This window comes from Pedobacter cryoconitis (genome assembly GCF_001590605.1).
Lineage (GTDB): Bacteria > Bacteroidota > Bacteroidia > Sphingobacteriales > Sphingobacteriaceae > Pedobacter > Pedobacter cryoconitis_A.
The window spans coordinates 1,499,412-1,513,447 of record NZ_CP014504.1 but is presented as its reverse complement, the minus strand read 5'-3'; the positions used below and the strand labels follow the sequence as shown (position 1 = coordinate 1,513,447).

The window sequence follows — 14,036 nt, the reverse complement described above, 5'->3', positions numbered from 1 at the left end:
ATATTTATTTAACTTTGCCAATTGATATATGGCACATAATATTCCAGCAGACGGCACATTGCTTCCATTAATGGAAGAATTTTACACAATTCAGGGTGAAGGTTTTAACACAGGCAAAGCTGCCTATTTTATTCGTCTTGGAGGTTGCGATGTGGGTTGTCACTGGTGTGATGTGAAGGAGAGCTGGGACGCTGAACTTCACCCCTTAACTTCAGCGGATGATATTGCTGAAAAAGCAGATACATTTCCTGGTAAAGCGGTTGTCATTACCGGTGGCGAGCCATTGATCTATAACATGGATTACCTGACCAAAAAACTGCAGGAAAAAAACATCCTTACTTTTATTGAAACTTCGGGAGCTTATCCATTGTCAGGCAGTTGGGACTGGATCTGTTTATCTCCAAAAAAGTTCAAAGCACCGCGTCCGGACATTACTCCTTTCGCCAATGAATTAAAAGTTATTGTCTTTAATAAGAGTGATTTTGAATGGGCTGAGAAATATGCAGAAACGGTATCTCCTGCCTGCAAACTTTATCTTCAGCCGGAATGGTCTAAATCAAAAGAAATTACGCCAATGATTATAGATTATGTGATGGCCAATCCTAAGTGGGAAATTTCCTTGCAAACACATAAATACTTAAATATTCCTTAAGCGGTTAATTCCTGTTTTTTTATTAAGTTCATCTCTCTTGCTAAAGAGTCCTATAAATTTGTAATTTTAATTTATACGGCTCTCCATGCCCGATTTAATAGAAAAAACATGAAGAAGATTACAATAGCATTTTTTTATCTGTTATTTATCACTAGTAGTTTTGTCCGGGCACAGGAGTCTGCTGTAAAAAAAGCACAACAGAATTTCGAGTACGCACAAAAGTCACTATTGACCAAAGATTATGACGGCGCTGCTAAATCTTTAGAAGATGCAGTAGCAGCAGATCCTTCTTTTCAGTTTGCTTTTGTTCAATTGGCAGATATTTACAAACTGAAAAGATCTTTTGAAAAAGCCAAAGTCAATTATTTAAAAGCGATTGACATTCAAACCGTTCCATTGGCAGCGAGAGTTTATTATTCTTTAGGTGAAGCAGAATTGAACAGCGGGCAATATGCTGATGCGGGGAAACACTTCTCCTTATTTAAGATGGCTTATCAGGGAAAAGACCGCGAAATGGTTTTAAAAGCGGAAAAATATATCCGGGATTGTGATTTTGCAACCGTTGCAATCAAAGCACCCGAAAAATATGTCCCTATAAATTTAGGGCCTTTCATTAATACCAAAGACAGAGAATATTTACCCACACTCACCGCAGATGGCTCAACACTTATCTTTAGCCGTACAGTTGAGGGGAATGAGGATTTTTATATCTCCCGTAAAGTAAATAAAGAATGGAAAACAGCAATCCCGCTCAGTGATAAAATTAATACCAGATTTAATGAAGGTGCGCAATCGATTTCACCAGATGGAATGTACTTGTTTTTTACGGGCTGTAACCGACCAGATGGACTTGGAAGTTGTGATCTGTATGTAAGTCATAAAAACGGAAACCAGTGGGATGCCCCTTTTAACCTTGGGTCTGTAGTCAACTCCTCTTCCTGGGATTCTCAGCCAGCAGTAACTCCGGATGGAAATACACTTTATTTTGTGAGTAACCGCCCCGGAGGAATAGGTGGATATGACATTTGGAAAACCACTTTAAATGGTGAAGGCGAATGGAGTAAACCAGAAAACCTTGGACCGGATATCAATACGGTTTATGATGAGAATACCCCATTTATACACCCCGATGGAAAAACTTTATACTTCTCTTCTAATGGATGGCCGGGCATGGGCAGTATGGATATCTTCTACAGCCGTGCACAAGCAGATGGAAAATGGGGCAAACCTGTGAACCTCGGTTATCCTATTAATACCTTCAATGAAGAAAGTGGATTAATGGTAAGTCCGGATGGCACCGAGGGGTACTTCTCTTCTATACTTAAAGATGGTTTAGGTGACATGGATATTTACAGATTTAAATTACCAGCCGCCGCAAGACCGCTACCCATTACTTATGTTAAAGGCATTGTCAGAGACAAAGAAACCCGTGGATATCTGGAAGCCAAAGTACAAGTGGTAAACCTGAAAACGAAAGAGACTAAATTCAATGACTTTACCTCAAAAGATAATGGCGAATTTCTGGCAGTGATGCCGCTGGGCAGTACTTATGCTTTTAATGCGGTGGCTGATGGTTACCTGTTTTATTCTGAGAATTTCGAATTGAACCAGGCAAAATCGGGTCAGCCTTATCTATTGGAAATTTATCTTGAAAAACTTAAACCTGGTGCAAATGTGGTTTTAAAGAATATATTTTTTGATACCAATAAAGCAGAACTTCTTCCGCCATCAATTACAGAGTTAACGAATCTTTTGCAATTGCTGCAGGCTAACACATCTGTAAGCATTGAAATTCAGGGGCACACTGACAATGAAGGTAATGCAGAAGCGAATCAGAAATTATCTTTACAGCGCTCCAAAGCAGTTTATGACTATTTGACTGCAAATAAAGTAAAGCCTGAAAGGTTGACATTCAAAGGATTCGGTGCTACTAAACCAATTTCATCAAATGATACCCCTGCTGGCCGTCAGCAAAACCGCAGAACTTCATTCATCATTACTGGTATATAAGAATAGGCCGTGTCAATGACACGGCCTATTCTTATATACCAGTAATAGAAGCACATAGCTTATTTAATAGCGCACCAATAGGGGTAAAACCCACCACCAATACTAAACTACCGCTTTTCTAATCTTAATTAACTTCACTAATAACTGCTCTAATAAATCAAGATGAAGCATATTTGCACCATCAGATTTTGCATGCGCAGGATCAGGATGTGTCTCAATGAATAATCCATCAGCTCCAACAGCTATAGCTGCCTTCGCAATAGTCTCAATTAACTGAGGTTTACCACCCGTTACACCAGAACTTTGATTTGGCTGCTGTAAAGAGTGCGTTACATCCATCACTACAGGTACTCCAAAAGACTGCATTTCAGGTAAACCACGGTAATCTACAATTAAGTCCTGATAACCGAAGGTATTCCCCCTATCCGTCAATATCACACGTTTATTTCCAGCTTCGTAAACCTTATCAACTGCAAATCTCATCGAACCCGCAGAAAGGAACTGCCCTTTCTTCACGTTAACAACTTTTCCAGTTTTGGCAGCAGCAATCAGCAAATCCGTTTGTCTGCATAAAAATGCAGGGATCTGTAACACATCCACGTATGCAGCGGCCATTGCAGCCTCAGCACTCTCATGAATATCAGTTACTGTTGGTACACCAAAAGTTTTTCCAACCTTTTCTAAAATCTTTAATGCTTTTTCGTCACCAATACCAGTAAAAGAGTCACCTTTAGAACGGTTTGCTTTTCTGTAAGAACCTTTAAAAATAAAAGGGATTTCTAACTGATCAGTAAGGGTTACAATTCTTTCTGCAATTCTCATTGCGATTTCTTCCCCTTCAATTGCACAAGGGCCGGCCATCAAAAAGAAATTACCGGAAGTCGTATGTTTTAATTTATCTAATTCAAAATTGACCATGCTGTAGCTTTAATTTCCAAGTTCTGACATGAACTTGATTCTCATTAATTGTATCTCTTCACGCGTATAATCCGTTTCACCCAAATCTTTCAAAGCTTCATCAATTGAATCATTCTCAGCCGCACGGAAGTAATCAAATACTTCGTCCTGGCGATCGTCATCCAGCATTTCATCTACAAAGTAGTTCAGGTTCAGCTTAGTTCCGGAGTTCACAATCGCTTCTATTTCTTTCAGGATTTCACTATAAGTGATCCCTTTAGATTTGGCAATATCTTCCAGTCCAATCTGTCTGTCTACATTTTGTATAATGGAAACCTTTAATTGTGATTTATTTGCCTGTGTTTTAATAATTAAATCTATAGGACGCTCAATGTCATTGTCTGTCACATATTTTTTGATCAGTTCAAGGAAAGGCGTACCAAACTTCATAGCCTTGCCATTTCCGACACCCGAAATCTGTTTCAGTTCATCCATAGCAATCGGATAATGCGTACACATTTCTTCGAGTGAAGGGTCCTGGAAAACGACGAAAGGAGGAACATTTTTCTGTTTCGCGATCTTTTTTCTCAGATCTTTCAGCAATTGAAGCAATTGCGTATCCAGCGTTCCACTACCATGTTTTACATCATCTTCATCGTCATCTGCCGAACTTTCGATAGGTACATTCAGAATGAATTTAAGACTGTATGGGTTTTTGATGAAGTCATTTCCCGAATTGGTCAGTCTTAATAAACCATAGTTATCAATATCTTTTGATAAAAAGTTATTCAATACGGCCTGTCTGATTAAAGATTTCCAAAGATTTTCACCTTCTACTTTACCCAGTCCAAACTCCTGCAGTTTACTATGCTCATAAGCGATAGTCTGCGCGGTCTCCATTCCTAATAAAACACAAAGGATATGTGCATCGTCAAACTTCTCCCCGATATTTTTAATCAGCGTCAGTGCAACCTTTAAGTGCTCTTCGGCTTCAAAATACGTTTTAGGTTTTTTACAGTTATCACACATACAGTTACAGCCTGTCTCGTTGAAGTTTTCTCCGAAATAATGCAGGATCTGCTTTCTGCGGCACACACCTGATTCCGCGTAGTCAATAACCTCTTTTAAGATTTGTGTACCAATTTCACGCTCAGCCACCGGCTTATCTTTCATGAATTTAGCCAGCTTGTCTACATCTTTCTGTGCGTAAAATGCAATACAAACACCTTCTCCGCCATCACGTCCGGCTCTTCCAGTTTCCTGGTAATAACCTTCCATACTTTTAGGAATATCATGGTGAATTACGAAACGAACATCAGGTTTGTCAATTCCCATCCCGAAAGCGATGGTAGCCACAATAACCTCCACATCTTCCATCAGGAATTTGTCTTGCGTATCGGCTCTGACTTTAGGTTCTAATCCGGCATGGTAAGGCAATGCCTTGATGCCATTCAGGTTTAATGCTTCAGCAACTTCTTCCACCTTTTTTCTGCTCAGGCAGTAAATAATACCGGATTTACCTGTATTGTATTTAATGTACCTGATGATTTCTTTGATTACATCCCTTTTAGGGCGTATTTCATAAAATAAGTTGGGTCTGTTAAACGAGGACTTAAACAAGGTAGCGTCGGCCATCTGCAAGTTCTTAATAATATCCTGCTGCACCTTCGGTGTTGCCGTTGCAGTTAATGCAATAATCGGGATGTCTGGTCCCAGGCCGCTGATCACCTGGCGGATCCTCCGGTACTCCGGACGAAAATCATGTCCCCATTCTGAAATACAATGGGCTTCATCAACCGCAACAAAAGAGATCGTAATAAGCTTCAGAAATTCGATATTATCCGGCTTGGATAATGATTCCGGGGCTACGTATAATAATTTAGTCTGACCACTTAACAAATCGCTTTTTACCTGGGCTATTTCCGATTTATTTAAAGAAGAATTCAGAAAGTGTGCAATACTGTCACTTCCACCAAAAGCCCTCAACTGATCCACCTGATTTTTCATCAGCGCAATAAGCGGCGATATCACGATGGCAGTACCTTCTGACATTAAAGCTGGTAATTGGTAACAGATAGATTTCCCCCCACCCGTTGGCATAATTACAAAGGTATTTTTCCGCTCAAGAACATTGGTAATAATTGATTCCTGATCCCCCTTAAAATTGTCGAAACCAAAAAAGGTTTGTAAGTTGTCAAACAACGACTTTTTCACATCCATTTTGTGTATAAAATATTCAGTGCTATTTTTGATTCAAAATAACATAATTTTGCACCAATTAAAGCATCAATATACTAAATATTTCTCTTTGAAAAGTAAAAAATCTATTATCACAGCGGGGATCAACACTTTACAAGCGGAAGCGCAGGCTATACTTGGGCTCGTAAAACATATAAATGACGATTTTGCAGCGATTGTGGAGCGGATTATAGCCGGAAACGGGCGTGTAATTGTTACAGGAATCGGTAAAAGCGCCATTATTGCGCAGAAAATTGTCGCTACTTTAAATTCTACAGGCACGCCATCGAGTTATATGCATGCTTCAGATGCGGTGCATGGAGACCTCGGGATGATACAGAAAACAGACATTGTAATCTGCATTTCCAAGAGCGGAAATACCCCCGAAATCAAGGTCCTCGCGCCCTTGCTAAAGCAGTGCGGAGCTTTACTGATCGGGATGGTCGGACAACTCGAATCTGAGCTGGCCAGACAAGCAGATCTGATTCTCAATACCACTGTTGAAAAAGAAGCTTGTCCTAATAATCTGGCGCCTACTACAAGTACAACTGCACAACTGGCTATGGGAGATGCGCTTGCAGTAAGCTTGCTTTTGGCCAGAGAATTCAGTGCACAGGATTTTGCCCGCTTCCATCCGGGAGGGTCTTTAGGAAAAAAACTGTACCTTAAAGTCTCTGATCTGGCAGAACGCAATGCTAAACCGAGTATTTTAGCTGACGCAGCTGTAAAAGATGTCATAATTGCAATTAGTAAAAACCGTTTAGGTGCTGTTGTTGTTGTTGATGGTAGCCAAATAATTGGTATCATTACAGACGGTGATATCAGAAGAATGCTGGAAAAATATGCAGACCTTACCGGCCTGACAGCAAAAGACATTATGAATAGCAAACCTAAAATGATAGATAAAGACACTTTAGCAGTAACCGCGTTCGAATTGATCAGACAATCTAATATTACACAATTATTAATTACCGATGCCAATGGTTATTTTGGTATTGTACATTTGCACGACCTTCTGCATGAAGGTTTATTATAGTTTAATCCTAATATGAACAAAGATAATTACGCCCTAATTATGGCCGGTGGCGTTGGCAGCCGTTTTTGGCCTGTAAGCAGAATCGAACATCCGAAACAGTTTATCGATTTTTTTGGTATAGGGAAAACGCTTATTCAAAGTACATATGATCGCTTTTTAAAAATATGTCCGCCCGAAAACATTTTCATTGTAACCAATGAAATTTATATAGATAAGGTAAAATCGCAGCTTCCTGACCTTCCGGATAATCAAATCCTTGCAGAACCTATTATGAGAAATACAGCGCCTTGTATTGCTTATGGCTCTATGAAGATTGCTGAGATTAATCCGGATGCGACTATTGTTGTTGCTCCATCAGATCACACCATATCCAATCTTGACGCCTTTATAGCAGCTATAGAGCAGTCTTTAAAAGCTGCTAAGGAAAACGACTGCCTGATCACTTTAGGGATCAAGCCGAGCCGCCCTGATACAGGTTATGGTTACATACAATATGTAGAAACCACCTTACCTACAGATCCGCAAATCAATAAAGTAAAAATATTCACAGAGAAACCTAATCTGGAACTGGCAAAGTCATTTTTACAAAGTGGTGATTTCTTATGGAACGCAGGTATTTTTATCTGGTCGGCCAAAGCAATCAATGACGCTTTCAGTAAACATCTGCCAGATATGTATGATATTTTCCACCTGGGTGCCTCTTTATACAATACACCAGAAGAGAAAGCCTTTATTGGCAATGCATATTTGCAATGCACCAATATTTCGATTGACTTCGCCATTATGGAAAAAGCTGATAATGTTTATGTGCTGCCTACCGATTTCGGGTGGTCAGACCTTGGGACATGGGCTTCTATTTATGAGATGGCAGAGAAAGATTATGTGGGTAATGCAGTGATCCCTTCTGAGCAGGTGATGATGTTCAACTCGTCAAACTGTATGGTCAATGTACCTGAGGACAAACTGGTTATCCTGCAGGGCTTACATGACTATATTGTAGTGGAATCGAACAATACACTGTTGATTTGTCCCAGATCTGAAGAACAGAGCGTGAAACAAATCGTAGCAGATGTAAAGTCTAATTTTGGACAGAAATTTATCTAGAACCTGTAAATAACAGGTTCTTAATTCGTACCGCGCTGTCTGATCGCTTCGTACAGAATAACGCCGGTAGAAACCGAAACATTTAGTGAACCGATCTCTCCAAACATAGGGATCTTCGCTAAATGGTTTGCCATACGCATAATATCATTTGATATCCCCTCGTCCTCCGCTCCCATTACAATTGCTGTTGGGGCAGTATAATCTGGTGCATAAATCAAATCATTTGTTTTTTCGGTACAAGCCACAATCTGTAAACCACATTCTTGCAGGAATAAGGCAGTTTTGTGTAAATTTTGCTGACGGCATACCGGGATCGTAAATAATGCACCCGCAGAGGTTTTAATTGCATCTGCATTAATTTGTGCAGAGTTTTTTGCCGGAACAACAATGGCATGTACACCTGTACAGGCTGCTGTCCTTGCAATAGCCCCCATGTTTCTTACGTCAGTAATCCCATCCAGGATCAGGATTAAAGGAACTTCTCCTTTTTCATAGATTAAAGGAATGATATCTTCTATTTTCTGAAAAGTAATGGCAGAAATTACAGCAACCACTCCCTGGTGGTTTTTTTGTGTCATCCTGTTTAACTTTTCTACAGGAACATTGTGTACAGGGATATCAGTATCTCTCAGCAAGCCCTTAAGCTCAGGAATGATTTCTCCTGTAAGACCGCGTTGCATGTAAATGCTTTCTATATCTTTACCAGCTTTAATTGCTTCAATTACAGCACGTATACCGAAAACAAACTCGTTATTTTCTTTAGGCCTGGGTGACCTTCTAAAGTTTTCCATTGATTATATTTTACCTGCAAAAATAGCTGAAATAATGAGAATTGAGGAATCGAATGTTCATCGGTTACAGCGGCTTCGGCAGTCAGGAAACTTGTATGAAACATCATATCGGTTTTACACCTGATACACAGCTCCTTATCAACAATATTCTGTTAGTAAATAGCAGAATTTTTATTCCTTGCGCAAAATTCTATGATATTCAGGTGTCAGAATGTTCATAAAGAAATCTTTACAGGACTAAATTTTTCGCTATTTTTGGGGCTATGAATACGGATAACGGAACACAAGGTCAGGACAGGCAGAACTTTACCTCTTCCAGAAAAAACAGAGTCGGTGCCCCAATGAGTAATATGGGTAAAATACCCCCTCAAGCTATAGATTTAGAAGAAGCAGTGCTTGGTGCACTGATGCTTGAAAAAGATGCCCTTTCTACCGTTATTGATATCCTTAAGCCTGATGTTTTTTATGCAGAAGCGCACAAAAAGATCTTTGAGGCGATCGCTATCTTATTTCAGAAATCCAAACCAGTAGATATTTTAACTGTAACCTCCGAACTCAGAACATTGGGTACGCTGGAAATGGTTGGTGGTGCTTATTATATTACCAATCTGACTAACCGTGTTGCTTCAGCAGCAAACATTGAATATCACGCCCGTATTATTTCACAAAAATACATTCAGCGTGAACTGATCAGGATTTCATCAGAGATTATCCAAAACGCTTACGAAGATACCACTGATATATTTGACCTGCTGGATAACGCAGAGAAAGGGCTGTTTGATATCGCTCAGAACAACCTGCGCAGGGATACCCAGAAAATGGACGAGATTATTAAACAATCTCTGGCTACGCTGGAAGAATTAAGAACAAAATCTGACGGTTTAACTGGTGTTCCTTCGGGATTTACTGCGCTGGACAGAATTACCGGCGGATGGCAGCCTTCAGATTTAGTGATTATCGCGGCACGTCCGGCGATGGGTAAAACCGCTTTCGTACTTACCTGTGCGAGAAATGCAGCTGTTGACTTTAAACGTCCTGTTGTGGTATTCTCCCTGGAGATGTCCTCTGTACAGTTAGTGAATCGTTTAATATCCGGAGAAACAGAGATTGAACAGGAAAAAATCCGTAAGGGGAATTTAGCGGAATGGGAATGGCAGCAGCTCCACAGTAAAATTGGTACGCTGACAGAAGCCCCGCTTTTAATTGATGATACCCCTGCCCTGAATATTTTTGAATTCAGAGCAAAATGCAGAAGGCTAAAATCACAATACGATATCCAGATGATCATCATCGATTATTTACAGTTGATGCATGGTAAAGGAGAAGGACAAAGTGGTGGTGGTAACCGTGAGCAGGAAATTGGTAGTATATCCAGAGCCCTGAAATCGGTTGCTAAAGAATTAAACGTTCCGGTACTTGCCCTTTCGCAGTTAAGCCGTGCGGTGGAGACCAGACCGGGAGTAAATGGTAAACGTCCGCTCTTATCCGATTTGAGGGAATCGGGCTCTATTGAGCAGGATGCGGATATGGTACTTTTCCTTTATCGTCCGGAGTATTATGGAATCACTGAAGATGAGAGCGGAAGATCGCAGGCTGGTGTTGGTGAGGTTATTATCGCGAAACACAGGAATGGTGAAACCGGTATTGTACCGTTGAGATTTATTGGTAAGTACGTGAAATTCACTGATCTTGAAGAAGACTTCATGCCACCAAACTCATTCTCTATGGATAGTCCTGCTGCAGGTATGCTGCCTTCAGCCGATTTCGACCGCCCGGCGGGGAATGTAATTATCAAGCCATCCCGTATGGATGATTTCAATGATGACGACGCACCTTTCTAAACATAGAATTGATTACCTCTAAAATATAATTGATTACCGGGCTACATAAAGTAGCCCAGTAATATTCCTGCCAATACAATCAGCGGAGGACTGATCCTGGTAAAATTAAGGATCAGGAAAGTAACCGCAATAATGACAATCGATAGTACATCAAAGCCAACTGGCTTCACGAGTAACACAAATGCTGCAATAATAAAGCCTACACTTACTGCATTGATGCCAGACAAAGAATGTTTGATCCTGGTTATTTTTTTCAAATCTTCCCAAAATGGAACGATAAAAAGCACCAGAATCAATCCGGGAAGGTTAATGCCCAGAACCCCTACTATTCCGCCCATCATTTGTCCATAGATACCGTAACCAAAATTCTTCATGCTGATTGCGCCCAGATAACTCGTAAAAGAGAAGGTCGGGCCCGGCAAAGCTTGCTGTAAAGCAAAACCCGACAGGAATTCAGAAGAGCCCAGATAATGCTTCATTTGTACAAATTCCGTAAACATCAGCGGAACTAATACTTGTCCGCCACCAAAAATAAAGATCCCGTTACGGTAAAAATTTTCAAACAGCCTGATTGGCAAACTAAACGGAGAGGTCCGGTTAATTATTGCGCCTAAAGCCGCAAGGAAAAGCAATACACCGAAAAAATAAGCTAACTTTTTCGGGTTAATGTTTGCAAATAGCTTTACCCTGATCTCACTTTCTTCTTTTGGGGTTTCCAAAGCAGAAGAAATCATTCCTCCAACCAGGATAGCCAGCGGAAAAACATACGCATTTCTTAATACCAATGTCACAATAACAGCAGAAATAGCTAAAAAAACAGCCGTCTGTGTAATCAGGACTTTCCTGGAGAGTGTGTATGCGCCAAAGGCCACTATCCCAAGCGCAATAGGCTGAATGTACTTTAAGATCAATACAAACTGTACTTTATGGTCAAGTTGCGCAAAACTGATCGCTGCAAAAGTCATTACCGCTGCCGAGGGAATAATCCAGATCAGAAAGGTGATGAGGGCTAGTTTTAACCCACCAACCTTATGCCCTATTCCAACCAGCGTTTGTGTAGAAGCAGGTCCTGGTAATATCTGGGCCAGCGCATTCAATTCCAGTAAGTCTTCTTCCGAGATATAATGAGTTTGCTTAACAAAATACTTTAACAGCAACGAGATATGTGCCTGAGCACCACCGAATGCTGTAAAAGTAAAAAGAAAGACATCTTTAACAAACAGGAGTTGTCGTTTTTCCATCCCTTTCATTAATCGTCTTCATAATCCAGGCCTGCTGCCATATTATAAGCCCCTTGTAATTCTGAAAAAGCATGTCCATCGCCCTTTTCTCTGGCCCTTTTCATGCCAAGCTGATAGATCTCAACTGCCTTATCGGTCTGCTCTTGTTTTTGATATAATTTACCTAAATGATAATAAGTTCCAACATAAGACGGATGTTCTTCTACTAATTTATGATAATAATAAAAGGCTTGTTCAGTATCATTTAAGGAGTTATACTCTGTTGCCAGTGCATACAGAATAAATGGATCATTCGGTTCTGTTGCCAAAAAAGATAATAACTTGTTTAATCGGGTACTTTGCATTTTAAATCCCTGCTTTTTTAATTAGATTTGCAAAAAGACATTTTTTTGAAATCGTTATATTTAGACACTGATAAAAACCAATAACAGTTAAATAATGGCTTCATCAATTTAAAAAACAACTTATTCATATGAAAATATTAGTTTGTATCAGTAACGTGCCCGACACAACGACAAAAATAACTTTTACTAATGATAATACCCAATTCAATACTGCGGGAGTTACGTTTATCGTGAATCCGTATGATGAAATTGCATTGTCAAGAGCGATTGAACTTTGTGCTGGCGGAAAAGGAACAGTAACCGTAATTAACGTTGGCGAAAGTGCTACTGAACCAACTATCAGAAAAGCATTGGCCATTGGTGCTGATGACGCTGTCAGAATTGATGCAGCTCCGCGTGATGCTTATTTCACCGCTTTTCAAATCGCTGAATATGCTAAAGAAGGTAATTTTGACATGATCCTTACCGGTCGTGAATCAATTGATTATAACGGCGCGCAGGTAGCTGCGATGGTTGGTGGATTTTTAGATATCCCATCTGTTTCTATTATCAAAAAATTAGACTACGATGGAACTACTGCAACTCTTGAAAGAGAAATTGAAGGTGGTAAAGAGGTCGTAACCGTAACGGGTAAATTTGTAGCCAGCTGTGCTGAAGGCGTAGCGGCCCCAACGATCCCAACCATGAGAGGTATTATGTCAGCAAGGTCAAAACCATTAGTTGTAGTTGCGGCACAGCCAATCGAAGAAGTAATTAAAGTAGTACAGTTTGAAACTCCTCCTGCACGCGGAACCGTTAAATTAATCCCGGCAGAAGAAGCAGCTAACCTGATCAGCCTGCTGCATACCGAAGCTAAAGTAATCTAAGGTCTGTTTTAAAAAATTAATTATAAAAATCTAAGCGAAAAAATATGTCAGTTTTAGTATATGTAGAACAAGTCGAAGGTAAGTTTAAGAAATCCGTATTTGAAGCGGTTTCTTATGCAAAAGCCATCGCAGATAAAACAGGGACTAGCCTTACCGCTGTATCTATCGGTAACGTTGCAGATAACGAATTACAAGAATTAGGTAAATATGGTGCTGCCAAAGTATTAAATGTAGCCAGCGCAGAATTAAAGAATTTCGTGAACCAGGCTTATGCTGCAGTAATCGCAGAAGCTGCTCAGAAAGAAGGTGCTGAAATTGTCGTGCTTTCTAACTCCTTTTCAGGAAAAGGCCTTGCTCCACGTGTAGCTGTTAAATTAAAAGCAGGTTTAGTTGATGGTGCGATTGAGCTTCCACAATTAGATGGCGGTAAGTTCCTGGTTAAAAAAGGCGCTTTCTCCGGAAAAGCATTTGCTGTTACTGAGCTGGTTTCAGCAAATAAAGTAATCGCGTTGAACCCGAACGCTTTTGGCGTGAAGGAATCAGCAGTTACGGCATCAATCGAAGCCTTCTCTCCTGCTGTTCAGCCTACCGATCTTACTGCAATAGTTAAAGAAATCGTGAGAGCTACTGATAAAGTTTCTTTACCTGATGCTGAATTGGTTGTTTCTGCAGGAAGAGGCCTTAAAGGACCTGAAAACTGGGGTATGATCGAAGAATTGGCTGGATTATTAGGTGCGGCTACGGCTTGCTCCAAACCAGTTTCGGATGCAGACTGGAGACCACACTCAGAACACGTTGGTCAGACAGGTATTGCAATCAGTCCAAATTTGTATATTGCTATAGGTATATCAGGAGCTATCCAGCATTTAGCCGGAGTAAGTTCTTCTAAAGTAATTGTAGTCATCAATAAAGATCCGGAAGCTCCTTTCTTTAAAGTTGCTGATTATGGAATCGTTGGAGATGCCTTTGAGGTTGTTCCTAAATTAATTGAGGCTCTAAAAGCACATCAAGCTTAA

The 14,036-nt window shown here is 40.2% G+C and carries 12 protein-coding genes; 7 read left to right on the top strand and 5 right to left on the bottom strand.

All coding sequences use genetic code 11. The features are described 5' to 3' along the window. Positions 1-28 precede the first annotated feature (28 nt). Together AY601_RS06455 and AY601_RS06450 are read left to right on the top strand one after the other, a co-directional pair. On the top strand, positions 29-652 hold the full coding sequence (locus AY601_RS06455; RefSeq protein ID WP_068398144.1) for a 7-carboxy-7-deazaguanine synthase QueE: 624 nt from the start codon (positions 29-31) through the stop codon (positions 650-652). Positions 653-760: 108 nt separating this feature from the next. Further along, positions 761-2,662: an OmpA family protein gene (locus AY601_RS06450; protein ID WP_068398141.1), complete on the top strand. Its 1,902-nt coding sequence runs from the start codon at positions 761-763 to the stop codon at positions 2,660-2,662. A 102-nt stretch (positions 2,663-2,764) separates the two neighbouring features. Here AY601_RS06450 and kdsA read toward each other — a convergent pair whose 3' ends face one another. Next, entirely contained in the window at positions 2,765-3,580 is an 816-nt protein-coding gene (gene kdsA, locus AY601_RS06445; protein ID WP_068398138.1) for a 3-deoxy-8-phosphooctulonate synthase, read from the bottom strand. Positions 3,581-3,589: 9 nt separating this feature from the next. After that, on the bottom strand, positions 3,590-5,779 hold the full coding sequence (gene recQ / locus AY601_RS06440; protein ID WP_068398135.1) for a DNA helicase RecQ: 2,190 nt from the start codon (positions 5,777-5,779) through the stop codon (positions 3,590-3,592). A gap of 88 nt (positions 5,780-5,867) precedes the next feature. Between recQ and AY601_RS06435 the strand changes: the two genes are divergently transcribed. Both AY601_RS06435 and AY601_RS06430 read left to right on the top strand, forming a co-directional pair. Next, entirely contained in the window at positions 5,868-6,833 is a 966-nt protein-coding gene (locus AY601_RS06435) for a KpsF/GutQ family sugar-phosphate isomerase (RefSeq protein WP_068398132.1), read from the top strand. 12 nt (positions 6,834-6,845) lie between these two features. After that, positions 6,846-7,937 (top strand): mannose-1-phosphate guanylyltransferase, encoded by a 1,092-nt coding sequence (locus AY601_RS06430; protein WP_068398128.1) that lies wholly within the window; start codon positions 6,846-6,848, stop codon positions 7,935-7,937. A gap of 20 nt (positions 7,938-7,957) precedes the next feature. On the opposite strand, the gene rlmB is transcribed toward AY601_RS06430, so the two are convergent. Then, entirely contained in the window at positions 7,958-8,728 is a 771-nt protein-coding gene (gene rlmB / locus AY601_RS06425; protein ID WP_068398125.1) for a 23S rRNA (guanosine(2251)-2'-O)-methyltransferase RlmB, read from the bottom strand. A 263-nt stretch (positions 8,729-8,991) separates the two neighbouring features. Here rlmB and dnaB point away from each other — a divergent pair, with 263 nt between their 5' ends. Next, positions 8,992-10,569 (top strand): replicative DNA helicase, encoded by a 1,578-nt coding sequence (gene dnaB, locus AY601_RS06420; protein ID WP_068398123.1) that lies wholly within the window; start codon positions 8,992-8,994, stop codon positions 10,567-10,569. Positions 10,570-10,610: 41 nt separating this feature from the next. Here dnaB and chrA read toward each other — a convergent pair whose 3' ends face one another. Beyond that, positions 10,611-11,810 (bottom strand): chromate efflux transporter, encoded by a 1,200-nt coding sequence (chrA, locus tag AY601_RS06415; RefSeq protein WP_157287753.1) that lies wholly within the window; start codon positions 11,808-11,810, stop codon positions 10,611-10,613. Positions 11,811-11,818: 8 nt separating this feature from the next. After that, positions 11,819-12,118: a tetratricopeptide repeat protein gene (locus AY601_RS06410; RefSeq protein WP_335340590.1), complete on the bottom strand. Its 300-nt coding sequence runs from the start codon at positions 12,116-12,118 to the stop codon at positions 11,819-11,821. 164 nt (positions 12,119-12,282) lie between these two features. Here AY601_RS06410 and AY601_RS06405 point away from each other — a divergent pair, with 164 nt between their 5' ends. After that, positions 12,283-13,020, top strand: coding sequence for an electron transfer flavoprotein subunit beta/FixA family protein (locus AY601_RS06405; protein WP_068398112.1), 738 nt, complete (start codon positions 12,283-12,285; stop codon positions 13,018-13,020). Positions 13,021-13,064: 44 nt separating this feature from the next. Then, positions 13,065-14,036 (top strand): electron transfer flavoprotein subunit alpha/FixB family protein, encoded by a 972-nt coding sequence (locus tag AY601_RS06400; RefSeq protein WP_068398109.1) that lies wholly within the window; start codon positions 13,065-13,067, stop codon positions 14,034-14,036.